We start from the raw sequence: 14,617 nt of genomic DNA, 5'->3' as shown, positions 1-14,617 counted from the left end.
TAAATGTTTACGAAAAAATTATGATCTTGGTTTTATTTATTTAAAGACCAATCGTAATCTTTAAAATCCTTTTTTGTGTTATTAGAAATTTTAATATCTGAGTATTGGTTTAAGAAATCAATTAAACTCCCGTTTTGCTTAAAATCTTTTGAAAACCACTGAAATATTTTTGAAATTTTGATGCTATTTTCAGAGATTTCATTTCTTTTTTCGTCACTTAGAAACTCTTTTGTTACATTGGTTAATTGTGCTTCTAAAGTGTTAGAAATAAATGCGTTGTTTTCTAATTTAGGACAAGAAAAAGAGGCGCATACAATAGCAAAATGAATTCTAGGTTCATCCATTTTTCTGAGGATATCGTGTTCAATCTCATTTAAATTATACCATTTTTCTCCAAGTTTCCAGAAGCGTTGATCCCATGGTTTTTTAATATCCTTAATACTTTCTACTGGATAATGTCTAAGAATTAAATCTATTGTCATAGCATTGTAAGCGTTGATCCAATAGGCAAGTTTTTCTTGCTTACTCCAGGTTGAAACTGGTATGTTTTTTCCAAGGTCTCTTATGTATGCTAATAATGCTTTTCTATCATTTTTGAAACCTAAATAATTAACATTTCCTTGGTCAGAGACATGTTTTTGAAGTAATACAGTCCAGTCTCTATGATTAAGCGTAGACAACTCTTCTTCTTCCTCTTTTATAACTGGATTTATTTGAATACTTTCAGGAGCTTCAGTTTTAGATACTGTATTTTCTACTTCAGAGTTTACTGAAACCTTGATAGTGTCTTTTACTATCTCTTGTGTTTCAGTTTTATGGGTATTTGAAGAAGTAACTGTAACTCGTTTTGTGCTTTTACATGATATAATTAAAAGAATAATAATTAATATTTGCAGGTATTTCATTTAAGACTTTTGTTTTCAAATTAATCTTTATCTTTCGAAAAGACAGGGTAGAGTTCTTGTTTTATAAAATCTTTAGGGAAAGTCTCATCACCAGAAAAACCCAATTCAATGTCTTTTCCATTATGTGGAATATAGTTTGTTTTAAAAATATAATCCCAAATACTTAATGTTAGTCCGTAATTAACGCCAAACCTAACATGTTTTGGTAAAGCTTTGGCATGATGCCAAATATGCATCTTGGGATTATTGAAGATATATTTGAATAACCCGTAGTCCCAACCTAAGTTAGCATGGTTTAAATGACCGATGGTAATTGTAAAAAAATAAACTATAGCAACGTCTTTAGCATCATAATTTCCAATAATAGCAATAGGAAGATAAAGTAACGATTTATAAACAACAGGCTCCATCCAATGGTAACGTAAATGTGCTGCAAATCCCATTTCTTTTACAGAGTGGTGTACTTTGTGAAAATTCCATAAGAAGGGTACGCGGTGTAATAAACGGTGTGTGTTCCATTGTACAAAGTCTGACACTATAAAGAACACAAATAGTCCCAGCCAGTTTGGTAGATTATCTACATCAAAAAGTTGAAAACTTTGTAATGATAACCCAACACTTGATAAAATATCATTTAAAAATTGAGCAGCAGTGTTTGAAAGCGCAATTAAGATAATAAGATTCAATAGAAAAAAATTGAAGAACATATAAAACGTGTCCAACCAAAAATCTTTTCTGAAAATAGATTGATTTTTACGCCATGGAAATAAAATTTCTAGACCCCAAACCAAAAGTGAAATAATGATTAAACCATAAAAATAGTTGTCCCATTGGTTTTGGAAGAATATCTCATTTTTAAGATAATTCCAGTAACCAGAATAGGAGTTTTTTATGATGTCTATATATTTCTCCATCTTCGTTTCCTTGAAGGAGGGAATCTGTTACAATTCGATTTAATTACTGACTTTAGCAGAAAATATTAACAACATCCACCACCATCATAATGATAAGTAGATTCGCTAATATAAATATCATCCCTATTAAGTGCAGCTATTGCTCCAGCTGTTTTATCACAAATAGCTAAAGGCTGATTTTTTAATAAAACATGCCCTTTTTTATCATCAAAATAATCTTCAGAACCATAGTAAATAGCAGCTTTACCAGTAAAAATACATGGACCATCTTCTGGCATAGGATCTTTGATAGCTGCTACTTCAATAGATTCTATATAGATTAATTCGTCTGTTGGATAATTTTTAGGATCTAAAATACGGTATGGTTTTCTAGCTCTAATTTCTATAGTTCCAAAACCAGCATCTGTTAATGCTTTAACATATTCAGCAATTGGTAAACTTCCGCTTAAACATAGAGCTCGTAAACGTTCATCGTTACGGAGCGTATCATTCATAGGCTGTTCGCAAGTAGGATCGCTCATTACTAAACGTCCATGTGGTTTTAAAACACGGTACATTTCTTCTATAGCTTTCTTTAAATCATCAGCTTTAAAAATATTGAATAAACAATTTTGAGCCGCAACATCAATACTGTTATCTTCAACAGGTAAATGCATTGCATCTCCTTTTTTTAGGTCTACAAATTCACTTTTAAACCAATCGTTTTGAGCTTCAGCTTCTATAAAGTTTTTTCTAGAAGCTTCTAACATTTCATCAACCACATCAATACCTACAACACCACCTTTTTGACGATTGAAATATGAGAATTGAAGCAACTCCATACCTCCACCAACACCAACATAAAGCATCTTTGGATTATTTGTTAAATCACGAGCATGAACTGTTGAACCACAACCATAGTTCATTTCTTGCATTATTTTAGGGATTTTTAAACCCGGTAATTCCCAAATTGGGTTTGTAGTACAGCATAGTCCAACGTCTGGAGTTAGTGCCGCTTCTTTGTATACGTCGTGGGTTGTTTCTAAGTATGTGCTCATGGTATATTTTCAGTAAATATTTATCTGTATAAAAATAGTTATTTTATATAGGTTGTATGTAACCCATATTACATAATTAAAGTGTTTTAATTAATTCCTTAAAAAGGCTTACCATATTGGGTTCTGCTTTTCCTGCCATTGCTATAATTTCACTAATGTCTACAGGTTTTAGATTGTCTGGGTCGCATTCATCTGTTAAAACAGACACAGCAGCTACTTTTAAATTTAAATGTTTGGCAACAATAACTTCCGGAACGGTACTCATTCCTACAGCATCAGCACCCATTATTTTAAGCATGCGATATTCTGCTCTGGTTTCTAATTGCGGTCCAACAACACTTACATAAACACCTTCATGAAGCTTTATATTATTGTTTTTCGCGATTTTTTTAAATTCTGAATTGATATTAGAATCATAAGGAGCACTCATATCAGTAAAACGCTCACCTAGAAGTTCAACACCTTTAAATGCAATTGGAGAACTACCTTGAAGATTAATATGGTCTTCAATTAGCATGAGTTCACCTTTTTTAAAGTTGAGGTTAATAGCTCCGGAAGCATTAGAGACTAATAAGGTCTTTATGCCTAATTTTTCCATAATACGAACTGGATAAGTAACGTCTTGCAACGAATAACCTTCGTATAAATGAAAACGCCCTTGCATGACAATAACTTTTTTACCAGCCATATTTCCGTAAATGAGTTTTCCTTTATGAAACTCAACAGTAGCTGTTGGAAAGTTAGGAATATGATTATAACTAACTTCTTTTAGTATTTCTATTTCGTTTATTAATTGCCCTAACCCTGTGCCTAGTATAATACCCACTTCTGGATTATCAAAACCTTTGTCTTTAAGATATGATGTAGTCTCTTCAATAAATTTTATCATATTTTATTGTTTTATTAATCGAGTTGTATGTGATAAACCATTAGATGTAGTTCTTAACAAATATACGCCAGCTTTTAAAGAAGATAAGTTTAATTTAATGTTTGATGATTTAGAATTTTTTGTATTTAAAATTTCTTTACCCAAAACATTAAAAATACTAATTGATATATTTAGATGTTTGTCGTTTTCTATTGTTATATCATTGTAAGTTGGGTTTGGATAAATTTTAAATGATGAATTAAAATCATTTTCATCTACACTTAAAATATTACAATTAGAATTTGAAAAAGGCACAATGCTGCCAAAATCCCAAAAAGCATCAAACTGTAAACAATAAAAAAACACCTTGTCGTAATCTCTAATATCTTCACCATTAGGAATAGCTACGTTAAAAGATTTGGCACCATTAGCAGGAATTTGAGGATTGCATCCATCACATCCAACTAGACCAAACTCAATGAAATCTAAATCACCTATTGGCGTCATTTTTAAGTCTTCATCAGGTATTCCATTAGAATTTACTAGGTATGCTCTGATATCTGGTCCATCCGCAGTCATGAAATTTGAACCTAAATCTAATGAAATTGTATTATTGCTATTTAAAGTTACTGTTATATCTCCATTAACATCATATGATGCAACAGTGTTGTTGTTGAAACTTGTAGCGTTAACAGTACATTGAGATGGAGTAAGTTGGTAAATGAAAAATAAAATAAAGGTAAGTGTAATTTTTTTCATAATTCTATTTTGAATAATTATTTCTAGATAGTCGTATTGATTATGAAAAAATTTCATCAGTATTAAAAAGATTACTCATGTAGTTGCTTGATTTTTTTCTGTAACTCTATATTTGATTGATAAAACTTTGAAGCTATTAAATCCTCATAGGTATCAATATCATTTAAAGTCTCTAAGGTAGTAAATGTGATGTGTTTTTCATTTAATTCTTGAAGTGTTTCCTCTAATAAGTGCGTTTGACTCCAAGGTTTATTTTCAAAAGCTAAGTTGTTCATTTTTGAAAGTCCAATTAAATAATAACCACCATCTTCAGCGGGTCCAAAAACCATATTATTTTCTTTCAAAGCCTCTAACCCTTTGTTGATATGATTTGCTGTAATATCTGGTAAGTCTGAGCCTATTAAAACGATACGGTTGTAACCATCTTCAAAACCTTTCTTAAAAGCGTTCTTCATGCGTTCACCTAAGTCGATACCTTCTTGAACGGCTTTAAAATCTGATGACCATTTTGAGTCAACAACAGCATCAGAAAAATAAATACGTTTATCGGCAGTTAAATTTTTTGTGGCTTTTTCAGTAACCTTTACCAGCTCGCTGTAAACTTCGAAAGCTCCTTGGTTACCTATGGTTTTTGCAAGTCGAGTTTTTACTTTTCCAAGTTTTATGTTTTTCACAAAAACAATTACCAGTGCTTTATTCATATACTTTTATACCTTTTTTTAGCCATCTGCTCCATTCCTTTGAAAATGTGTGGATGGAATCTGTTGTTTTTTCTTGTGAATTTAGAACTTCTAAATCGTTGTTTTTCCATTCAAAAATACCACCATATAAATTGTAAACATTGGTATATCCTGCTTTTTTAAGTTTTTCTGCTACATCTTCAGAGCGAATACCTAAAGAACAATACACTACTATTTTTGAATCTTTATTTGGTAGCTTAGGTTGAATAGAAGCCAAGTTAAATGAGTCGTAACCCACACAAATAGCATCTTGTAAATGACTGGTTTTAAATTCTTTTTCTTCTCTAGAATCTAATAAAATAACATTTTCTTTTTCATTACTTAGAGCTTCAACAGATATGTATGGAATCGTCTCTTGATTCTGTTGTTTTAAGAGTTTAGATAATTTTTTCTGTGAAAATCCAGAAATAGAAACACCAATTAATATGAATAAAAATATGTTTTTCATGTCATGCTTTTAAGCAACGCTTCCTTGACAACTACTTCCTGCGCCAGCTGTACAACCATAACAATGCTGAGAAATAACAATATTTCTTCCTTCTAACAAGTCTTGGTTATACTCTGATATGTGTTTTGCTTTACTATTTACTGGAAGTTCTAGCATTTGATTAAAATCGCAATCAAATAAATAACCATCCCAACTTACAGAGAGTGTATTGGTACACATTACATTTTCAACAGCAGCAGGATTATAGGCTTCAACTAGAGAATACATATAATCTTCATAGTTTTCTGAAGCAATTAAGTAATCCAAAAAACGTGAGATTGGTAAATTAGTAATGGCAAATAAATTATGAAACTGAATGCCAAAATCTTCGAGTAATGCTTTTTTGAAATCTTTTTCCATAGCCATTTGGTCACCTGGTAAAAAAGCACCTGATGGATTATAAACCAAATCTAATTTTAGGCTACTTCCGGGCATACCATAACCAACAGCATTTAATTCTTGAAGCGCTTTTATGGATTTATCAAAAACACCATCACCACGCTGTTTATCAGTTTTGCCACGTGTCCAATGTGGCATAGAACTTACTACGTGCACATTGTGTTTTTTAAAGAATTCGGGTAAGTCGTAATATTTTTTATTGGCTCTGATGATGGTTAGATTAGATCGCACAATAAAATCTTTAATACCAACTTTTGCAGCTTCTTCAACAAACCAACGGAAATCAGGATTCATTTCTGGTGCGCCTCCCGTTAGATCTAAAGTATGTGCACCTGTATTTTTTATAACGTCCAAACATTGCTGCATGGTTTCTCTGGTCATGATTTCTTTACGGTCTGGACCAGCATCAACATGACAATGTTCGCAAACTTGATTACACATGTAACCTACATTAATTTGTAATATTTCTAGCTTTTTTGCTTTTAAAGGAAACTGATCTGTTTCTGATATTTTATCTTTAAATGTTGGTAATTCTCCATTTTTAAAAATACCATTAGACAGAATTTCTAATTGCCTGTTGCTGTTTGCTAAATCGCTCTCGCGTTTGTGTAGTGACTTTATTGCCATATTTTGATTTGAGAATTATGAACTACAAATTCGTGATAAAAAATCAAAAAACCGTAATTCAAAAACTGTACCTTATTTTACCCGTCTAACTTGTTTACTTTATTCATCATTTGAACACCATGCACTAACGTTGCGCCGCTTTTTATAGCTGCACCAACGTGAATAGCTTCCATCATTTCTTCTTTTGTTACGCCACGTTGCAAACCGTCTTTGGTGTAAGCGTCAATACAATATGGGCATTGTTCAGTATGTGCTACTGCTAAGGCTATTAAAGATTTTTCGCGAGCTGAAAGTGCACCTTCTTCAAAAACTTTACCATAGTACTCAAAAAATTTGTTACCTAATTCCTCACTCCATTCAGTGATTTTTCCAAATTTTCTTAAGTCTGCAGGATCGTAATATGTTTTACTCATAAAATATTTTTTGGCTAAAGATAGAAATCTAAATGATTTAGTCGATAGGTTTAACTGAACTTAACAAAAATCGCCAATTAATATTTAAAATATTGCATGGCGATTTTTAAAAGTATGTTTAGTTATTATGTTACTCTTTAATTAAACTCCTTGAAATTACAATCTTTTGTATTTCAGAAGTGCCTTCGTAAATCTGCGTAATTTTTGCATCACGCATTAAACGTTCTACATGATATTCTTTAACAAAGCCGTTACCACCATGTATTTGAACAGCTTCAACAGTGTGTTCCATAGCTACTTTGGATGCATATAATTTTGCCATGGCGCTAGATTTATCGTAATTATTGCCTTGGTCTTTATCCCAAGCGGCTTTCATTACTAACATTCTTGCAGCTTCAATATCTGTATACATATCAGCTAACTTGAAAGCGATGGCTTGGTGGTTACAAATTTCAGTACCAAATGCTTTTCGTTCTTTAGAATATTTTAAAGCTAATTCATAAGCTCCAGAGGCAATTCCTAGAGCCTGAGCTGCAATACCTATTCGCCCACCGGAAAGTGTTTTCATAGCAAAGCGAAATCCAGAACCGTTAACCCCAATTCTATTTTCTTTAGGCACTATTACATCGTTAAATTGTAGGGTGTGTGTGTCGCTTCCGCGTATTCCTAATTTATCTTCTTTTGGTCCAATGTCGAAACCTTTAGTGCCTTTTTCAACAATAAAAGCATTAATTCCGTGAGACCCTTTGTCTCTATCTGTTTGTGCTATAACCAAATAAACATCGGCACGTCCACCGCTTGTAATCCAGTTTTTTGTACCGTTAATTATGTAATGGTCGCCTTTATCTATAGCAGTTGTACGTTGTGATGTAGCATCGCTTCCAGCTTCTGGTTCGCTTAAACAGAAAGCACCAACAAATTCTCCAGTGGCAAGTTTTGTTAGGTATTTTTGTTTCTGTTCTTCAGTTCCATAGGCTTCTAAACCATAGCAAACTAAGGAATTATTAACGGAAACAATTACTGAGGCAGATGCGTCAATTTTTGATAATTCTTCCATAATCAGAACATATGAAATCGCATCCATACCACTTCCACCATATTTAGGATCTACCATAATTCCCATAAAACCTAAATCTCCCATTTTTTTAACAAGTTCTTGGGGGAATTCTTGTTTATTATCACGCTCAATTACTCCAGGAAGTAATTCTGTTCTGGCAAAATCGCGTGCAGCATCACGTATCATGATATGTTCTTCTGAAAGATTAAAATTCATATTTCGTAATTAAATAGTGTTTTTAATAAAAAATGTTTACAAATATAGCTTTTAATTGTGAATTCTTAAAAACTAAAAGTTTGATATCACTGGTTAAATTTTTTTATAATTTTAACTAAGATGATTACTTTTACTTTCTTATGATGAAATCTGAGTATAATGTAATTGGCGTAATGTCTGGAACCTCTTTGGATGGTATAGATTTGGTGTATATAAATTTTCAAAAAGAAATAAATTGGAGTTTTAAGGTTGGTTGTACTGAAACCATAAAATACAGTAAAAAATGGTTTGATATTTTAAAACGTTTAGTGTCCTTTCCAATTGAAGAATTACAAAGAATTGATGATGATTACACAGAATATCTTGCTGGAGTAATAAAAGATTTCATCAATAAAAATCAAATAAAAAATATTGATGCAATTTGTTCTCATGGACATACCGCTTTGCATCAACCATACAAGCGTTTAACATATCAAATTGGTAACTTGCCAACTTTGGCAGATTTGTTAAATCAAAATGTGGTTTGCAATTTTAGGGTACAAGATGTTAAATTAGGTGGTCAAGGTGCGCCCCTAGTTCCTATTGGAGATGAGTTATTGTTTTCAGAATATGATTTTTGTCTGAATTTAGGAGGATTTGCCAATATTTCAATGAATTTTGATGGTGAGCGTATTGCTTACGATATATGTCCGGTTAATATTGTTTTAAACAAATATGTAAATCAACTTGGGTTGCCTTATGATGATGAGGGTAGGATTGCGAAAAGTGGTAGTTTGAATTTTAAATTGTTAGATAAATTGAATAATCTAGAGTTTTATAATGAAGAACATCCAAAATCTTTAGGTTTAGAGTGGGTAAACCATAATATTTTTCCAATTATGGATAGTTTTCAACTTGATTTAAAAGATCTTTTAAGAACTTTTATTGAGCATATCGCTATTCAAATTGCTTCAGAGACTAACAAAAAAGCAGATGCCACTGTTCTTGCAACAGGCGGAGGTGTTTACAATACATATTTAATAGAAAGAATAAAACATCATTCTAAAACTGCTATTCTATTGCCTTCAAACAATATTATAGAGTTTAAAGAAGCACTCATTTTTGGATTTTTAGGGGTGTTAAGGCTTAGAAATGAAGTTAATTGCTTGAAAAGTGTTACCGGCGCATCAAGAGACCACAGTTCAGGTATAATGTTTCTTCCTTAAAAATCACATAAAATTAATCTTAAAGGATTTTTAGTTTTTTATATTTGTTACATTAATAATATTAATTTTTTTTCGATGACTCAATTATAACTTCGCTTAGACTTACCTCTGGATAAATTATAAGAAAGCTATAAAAACGAATCTATTAGAAAAAAATGAAAGAATTATTAAAGAAATACGAAAATAAAGCACCAGAAATTGTATTCAATTGGAAAGATTCTCAAACAGAAGCTGAAGGTTGGGTTGTTATAAACTCATTGCGCGGAGGTGCTGCTGGTGGAGGAACAAGAATGCGTAAGGGACTTGATATGAATGAAGTTTTATCATTAGCAAAAACCATGGAAATCAAGTTTACGGTTTCTGGTCCTGCTATTGGTGGCGCTAAATCGGGTATTAATTTTGACCCCAAAGACCCTAGAAAAAAAGGTGTATTAGAACGTTGGTATGGAGCTGTTTCACCTTTGTTGAAAAGTTATTATGGAACAGGAGGAGATATGAATGTAGACGAAATCCATGAGGTTATTCCAATAACGGAACAAAGTGGCGTTTGGCACCCGCAAGAAGGAGTCTTTAATGGGCATTTTAAACCCACTGAAGCTGATAAAATAAATAGAATAGGGCAGTTACGTCAAGGTGTAATCAAGGTTATAGAAAATCCCGATTATTCTCCAGATGTTACAAAAAAATATACTGTAGCAGATATGATTACTGGTTTTGGAGTAGCTGAAGCTGCTAAACATTTTTATGATATTTATGGAGGATCTATTAAAGGGAAACGTGCTGTAGTTCAGGGTTTTGGAAATGTTGGTGCAGCGGCAGCATTTTATTTGTCTCAAATGGGGGCGAAAATTGTTGGAATTATCGATATTGCAGGAGGTTTAATAAATGAAGATGGATTCTCATTTGATGATATTTGTCATTTTTTCGTTACCAAAAAGGGTAATACTTTAGTAGCAGAAAATTTAATCCCTTTTGAGGAAATTAATAAAAAGATTTGGGCATTAAAAACAGAAATTTTTGCACCCTGTGCAGCCTCACGTTTAATTACAATCCATCAAATTGATGAAATGATTGAAAGTGGATTAGAAGTTATATCTTGTGGCGCGAATGTACCATTTGCTGATAAAGAAATTTTCTTTGGTCCAATCATGGAACATACCGATTATAAAGTAAGTCTGATACCAGATTTTATCTCAAACTGTGGGATGGCTAGAGTTTTTGCTTATTTTATGGAACGAAAGGTGCAAATGACTGACGAAGCTATTTTTAATGACACATCAAATATAATAAGAGACGCAATACAAAAAATTTATAATAAAAATAAGTCAAAAACCGAGATGAGCGCTACAGCTTTTGAGCTAGCTCTCAAACAACTAATTTAAACCATAATATGGAAACAGTAATTATTTTAGTATTTGTAATGGGCTATTTAGCCATTACCTTAGAGCATAGTATAAAAATTGATAAACTTATACCAGCATTGGTTATGATGGCCATTTGTTGGGCTTTAATAGCTTTGGGTTTAGAAACTTTCCCGCAGTGGTTTGATTCAGGAAAGCATGCTTTATTGGAAAACTTTGGGCTTTTGGGTCATGAAGAAAAAATGCATATGATGGAAGAAACACTCTTACATCATCTAGGTAAGACCTCAGAGATACTAGTGTTTTTATTGGGTGCAATGACTATCGTTGAAATTATTGATTATTTTGATGGATTTTCAACAATTAAAAACTTTATCAAGACAAAAAAGAAAACAAAAATCCTATGGATATTTGCTATTCTAGCTTTTGTTTTATCTGCAATCATAGACAACTTAACTGCTACAATTGTTTTGATTTCTATTCTTCAGAAAATTGTAAAAGATAGAAGTGTTCGAATTTGGTTTGCGGGTTTAATCATCATAGCTGCTAATGCTGGTGGTGCTTGGTCTCCTATTGGGGATGTAACAACAACTATGTTATGGATTGGTAAAAAAGTTACAACAGGTCATTTAATAGGTTACTTATTACTCCCTTCGTTTTTATGTATGGCAGTACCTACGCTTATCGCATCGTTTTTACCTGCGTTTAAGGGAGATTTAGAAATGGAAGAGACAGGTGGTAAATCCAAGTCGCGATTCAGTGGTACAATGTTATATTTAGGTTTGGGTGCAATTGTTTTTGTGCCTATTTTTAAAATGGTTACACATTTGCCGCCCTATGTTGGTATGATGCTGTCTCTAGGTATCGTAGCAACATTTGCAGAGATATATAGTAGTTCTAAATTCAGTATGTCTAGTCACGATTCAGAAGAAAGCGATGCGCATGCACACCACAGTCCAGTACATAGCGCTTTGGCTAAAATAGAATTGCCTAGTATACTGTTTTTCTTAGGGATTTTAATGGCAGTAGCAGCTTTAGAGTCGTTAGGGATTTTATTCAATTTTGCCACATCTTTACAAGATTCAATGCCTCAACTAGGTACTGAAATGCACTCTGGAGGGGTTTCAGATTTAGTAGTTCTATTACTTGGGGTAGGTTCTGCTGTAATTGATAACGTACCGCTAGTTGCTGCTAGTTTGGGTATGTTTTCAGAGCCAACCGATCATGAATTATGGCATTTTATAGCCTTTTCTGCAGGAACAGGTGGTAGTATGTTAATCATTGGTTCAGCTGCCGGAGTTGTAGCTATGGGTATGGAAAAAATAGATTTTTTCTGGTACTTAAAAAAAATCGCTTGGTTAGCACTTGTTGGTTTCCTAGTAGGCTCAGCCGCATTTATGGTTACAAGAACTATGTTTTAAAATATATAAAAGTTTTTGCGTTACCCAGGCATTGGGCTTTTTGTTGCAAGTCCTTGCTTCTGCGCTATGAAGTAAAAGTTGTGAGCTTTTAACTGTATTAGTCCCGATAGCTATCGGGACTAATACAGTTGCAGTTTCTATCTAAAGTTTTAACAAAGTATCATGTTCTCACACATATTAAATTACCTATTATACTTTAATAAAAAACGAAACGTTATACATTTGCAATAAATTAATATTATATGCTAAGTACATTAATACAAAACACACAAGATGGAGCAGAAGTGCTTACAGATGGCGAATCTGTAGAAAAAACACTGTCAATTATAGAGTTAATAAGTAGCGGAGGTCTTGCAGGACAGCTCATTATCGCTGTGCTTTTCTTATTATTGGTAGGTGCTATTTATATCTATTTCGAGCGTATTTTTGCTATCAAAGCTGCATCAAAAGTAGACGCAAACTTCATGAATCAAATTAAAGACCATGTTAGTAATGGTAAGATAGATTCAGCTCAAATGTTGTGTGCGCAACAAAATTCACCTGTATCTAGGCTTATCGGTAAAGGGATCTCTAGAATAGGAAAACCTCTTGCAGATATTAATACAGCTATAGAAAATGCGGGACGTTTAGAAATTTACGGATTAGAAAAAAACGTAAGTATTTTAGCAACTATTTCAGGTGCAGCTCCAATGATAGGATTCCTTGGTACGGTAATTGGAATGATATTAGCAATATTTGAACTAGCAAACGCAGGAGGCACCATCCAAATGGATGTTTTAGCAAGTGGATTATATACAGCTATGACAACCACAGTAGCCGGTTTAATTGTAGGTATTGTGGCTTATATGGCATACAATCATTTGGTAGTTAAAACCGATAAAGTGGTTTATCAAATGGAAGCCAATTCATTAGAGTTTTTAGATCACTTAAACGAGCCTACATAGTATGAACTTTAGAGGAAGAAATAAAGTTACACCAGAATTCAATATGTCGTCTATGACGGATATTGTATTCTTGTTGCTTATCTTTTTTATGATAGCGTCTACTTTGGTAACCACTAACGCAATTGATATTTTATTACCAAAAGCTAGTGGGAAAACAGAAAACAAAAAGTCCGTTGCGGTAAGCATAAAAAAAGATTTAACCTATTACATAGATCAGAAACGAGTTGGTATTAGTGTTTTAGAAAACGAGTTGCTAGCAGCATTATCGTCTAAAGAAAAACCAACTATCGTTTTAAGGGCTGAGAAATCGGTTCCTGTTGAAAATGTTGTAAAGGTTATGGATATTGCTAATAGAAATAAATTCAAAGTTATTTTAGCGGTAAAACCAAAGTAAAGAGTAAAATGAAGAAGTACTTTAAAACAAAACATGAAAGGAACTCTGCGAAACTAACGGCATTAATCGCTATTATTTTGCTGCTTTTATTGTTTGTAGTAGGTACTACGTATATGGATCCGCCAGAAGAATATGGTGTTGCAGTAAATTTTGGTAATTCAGATTTTGGAAAAGGTAATGTGCAACCATTAAAACCTGTAAAATCAGAGCCTAGAGAAATTGAAGAATTACCTAAACCTGATGTTTCTAAATCTGAACCCGAACCCGCAAAAACCTCTGAAGTAAAAGAAGAAGTCTTAACTCAAGATAACGCAGAAGAAATAGCTATTAAAAAGCAAAAAGAAGCAGAAGCAAGAGCTAAAGCTATTGAAGAAGCTAAAGCTAAGGCTGAGGCAGATAGAATTGCTAAGGAAAAACGAGAACAAGAAGAAAAGAGAAGAAAATTAGATGCTTTAATTGGTGGCGTAAGTAAATCTGATGGAACCGAAACAGGTAGTCAGGGCAATGACAATAAAGCAGGTGATAAAGGGCAATTAGATGGCAACCCTTATGCTCCTAGTTATTTTGGTGGTCAAGGCACTGGTAGCGGTGGTGTTGGTTATGGACTTAATGGAAGAGGAAAAGCATCTTTTAAAAGATTGAAACAAGATTGTAACGAATCAGGAATGGTTATCGTTAAAATTGTTGTTAACCAAAGTGGTAATGTAGTAGAAGCTACTCCAGGAGTTCGTGGAACAACAAATACAGCACAGTGTTTATTGGAGCCTGCAAAAAAGATAGCATTATCTCATAAATGGCCATCAGATTCTAAAGCACCCACAAGACAAATAGGTTTTGTTAGTGTTAACTTCAAATTAAGTCAATAGTTAA

16 protein-coding genes are annotated in these 14,617 nt (G+C 33.0%); 6 read left to right on the top strand and 10 right to left on the bottom strand.

Going from position 1 to position 14,617, the window contains the following annotated elements; translation table 11 throughout:
- Positions 1-32: 32 nt before the first annotated feature.
- The 10 genes from Q0772_RS02005 to Q0772_RS01960 all read right to left on the bottom strand — a co-directional run bounded on the left by Q0772_RS02005 (position 33) and on the right by Q0772_RS01960 (position 8,422).
- Positions 33-905 (bottom strand): DUF547 domain-containing protein, encoded by an 873-nt coding sequence (locus Q0772_RS02005; RefSeq protein WP_298339587.1) that lies wholly within the window; start codon positions 903-905, stop codon positions 33-35.
- Between the two features lie 20 nt (positions 906-925).
- The gene (locus tag Q0772_RS02000) at positions 926-1,819 is read right to left on the bottom strand and encodes a sterol desaturase family protein (RefSeq protein WP_298339584.1); all 894 of its coding nucleotides are present in this window, start codon (positions 1,817-1,819) and stop codon (positions 926-928) included.
- 65 nt (positions 1,820-1,884) lie between these two features.
- Positions 1,885-2,856, bottom strand: coding sequence for an arsenosugar biosynthesis arsenite methyltransferase ArsM (arsM, locus tag Q0772_RS01995; protein ID WP_298339581.1), 972 nt, complete (start codon positions 2,854-2,856; stop codon positions 1,885-1,887).
- 76 nt (positions 2,857-2,932) lie between these two features.
- Positions 2,933-3,745: a purine-nucleoside phosphorylase gene (locus Q0772_RS01990; RefSeq protein ID WP_298339578.1), complete on the bottom strand. Its 813-nt coding sequence runs from the start codon at positions 3,743-3,745 to the stop codon at positions 2,933-2,935.
- Between the two features lie 3 nt (positions 3,746-3,748).
- Positions 3,749-4,483 (bottom strand): T9SS type A sorting domain-containing protein, encoded by a 735-nt coding sequence (locus Q0772_RS01985; RefSeq protein ID WP_298339576.1) that lies wholly within the window; start codon positions 4,481-4,483, stop codon positions 3,749-3,751.
- 71 nt (positions 4,484-4,554) lie between these two features.
- Positions 4,555-5,184: a TIGR04282 family arsenosugar biosynthesis glycosyltransferase gene (locus tag Q0772_RS01980; RefSeq protein WP_298339573.1), complete on the bottom strand. Its 630-nt coding sequence runs from the start codon at positions 5,182-5,184 to the stop codon at positions 4,555-4,557.
- The gene (locus Q0772_RS01975; RefSeq protein ID WP_298339571.1) at positions 5,177-5,671 is read right to left on the bottom strand and encodes a rhodanese-like domain-containing protein; all 495 of its coding nucleotides are present in this window, start codon (positions 5,669-5,671) and stop codon (positions 5,177-5,179) included. The genes Q0772_RS01980 and Q0772_RS01975 overlap by 8 nt, the downstream gene beginning before the upstream one ends.
- A gap of 9 nt (positions 5,672-5,680) precedes the next feature.
- Complete coding sequence (gene arsS, locus Q0772_RS01970; RefSeq protein ID WP_298339568.1) at positions 5,681-6,736, bottom strand: arsenosugar biosynthesis radical SAM (seleno)protein ArsS; 1,056 nt, start codon at positions 6,734-6,736, stop codon at positions 5,681-5,683.
- Positions 6,737-6,813: 77 nt separating this feature from the next.
- Complete coding sequence (locus Q0772_RS01965; RefSeq protein ID WP_008270413.1) at positions 6,814-7,149, bottom strand: arsenosugar biosynthesis-associated peroxidase-like protein; 336 nt, start codon at positions 7,147-7,149, stop codon at positions 6,814-6,816.
- Positions 7,150-7,279: 130 nt separating this feature from the next.
- Positions 7,280-8,422 carry an acyl-CoA dehydrogenase gene (locus Q0772_RS01960; protein WP_298339563.1) on the bottom strand — a complete coding sequence of 381 codons (1,143 nt, stop codon included), beginning with the start codon at positions 8,420-8,422 and terminating at the stop codon, positions 7,280-7,282.
- A gap of 140 nt (positions 8,423-8,562) precedes the next feature.
- On the opposite strand from Q0772_RS01960, the gene Q0772_RS01955 reads away from it, so the two are divergent.
- From Q0772_RS01955 to Q0772_RS01930, 6 genes are all read left to right on the top strand, one after another.
- Entirely contained in the window at positions 8,563-9,627 is a 1,065-nt protein-coding gene (locus Q0772_RS01955) for an anhydro-N-acetylmuramic acid kinase (RefSeq protein ID WP_298339560.1), read from the top strand.
- A gap of 155 nt (positions 9,628-9,782) precedes the next feature.
- The gene (locus Q0772_RS01950) at positions 9,783-11,009 is read left to right on the top strand and encodes a Glu/Leu/Phe/Val dehydrogenase dimerization domain-containing protein (protein WP_298339557.1); all 1,227 of its coding nucleotides are present in this window, start codon (positions 9,783-9,785) and stop codon (positions 11,007-11,009) included.
- A gap of 8 nt (positions 11,010-11,017) precedes the next feature.
- Positions 11,018-12,409 carry a sodium:proton antiporter NhaD gene (gene nhaD, locus Q0772_RS01945; protein WP_298339555.1) on the top strand — a complete coding sequence of 464 codons (1,392 nt, stop codon included), beginning with the start codon at positions 11,018-11,020 and terminating at the stop codon, positions 12,407-12,409.
- Between the two features lie 242 nt (positions 12,410-12,651).
- A complete protein-coding gene (locus Q0772_RS01940) occupies positions 12,652-13,353 on the top strand; it encodes a MotA/TolQ/ExbB proton channel family protein (RefSeq protein ID WP_298339552.1) in 702 nt (233 codons plus the stop codon).
- A 1-nt stretch (position 13,354) separates the two neighbouring features.
- Complete coding sequence (locus Q0772_RS01935; protein WP_298339547.1) at positions 13,355-13,747, top strand: biopolymer transporter ExbD; 393 nt, start codon at positions 13,355-13,357, stop codon at positions 13,745-13,747.
- Positions 13,748-13,755: 8 nt separating this feature from the next.
- Positions 13,756-14,613, top strand: a complete 858-nt coding sequence (locus Q0772_RS01930) for a cell envelope integrity protein TolA (protein WP_298339543.1) — start codon at positions 13,756-13,758, stop codon at positions 14,611-14,613.
- Positions 14,614-14,617 lie beyond the last annotated feature (4 nt).

The sequence above is a fragment of the uncultured Algibacter sp. genome, from assembly GCF_947490405.1.
In the GTDB taxonomy this organism is placed as follows: domain Bacteria; phylum Bacteroidota; class Bacteroidia; order Flavobacteriales; family Flavobacteriaceae; genus Algibacter_B.
The sequence above is the reverse complement of the archived record's forward strand: the minus strand, read 5'-3'. Positions and strand labels throughout refer to the sequence as shown.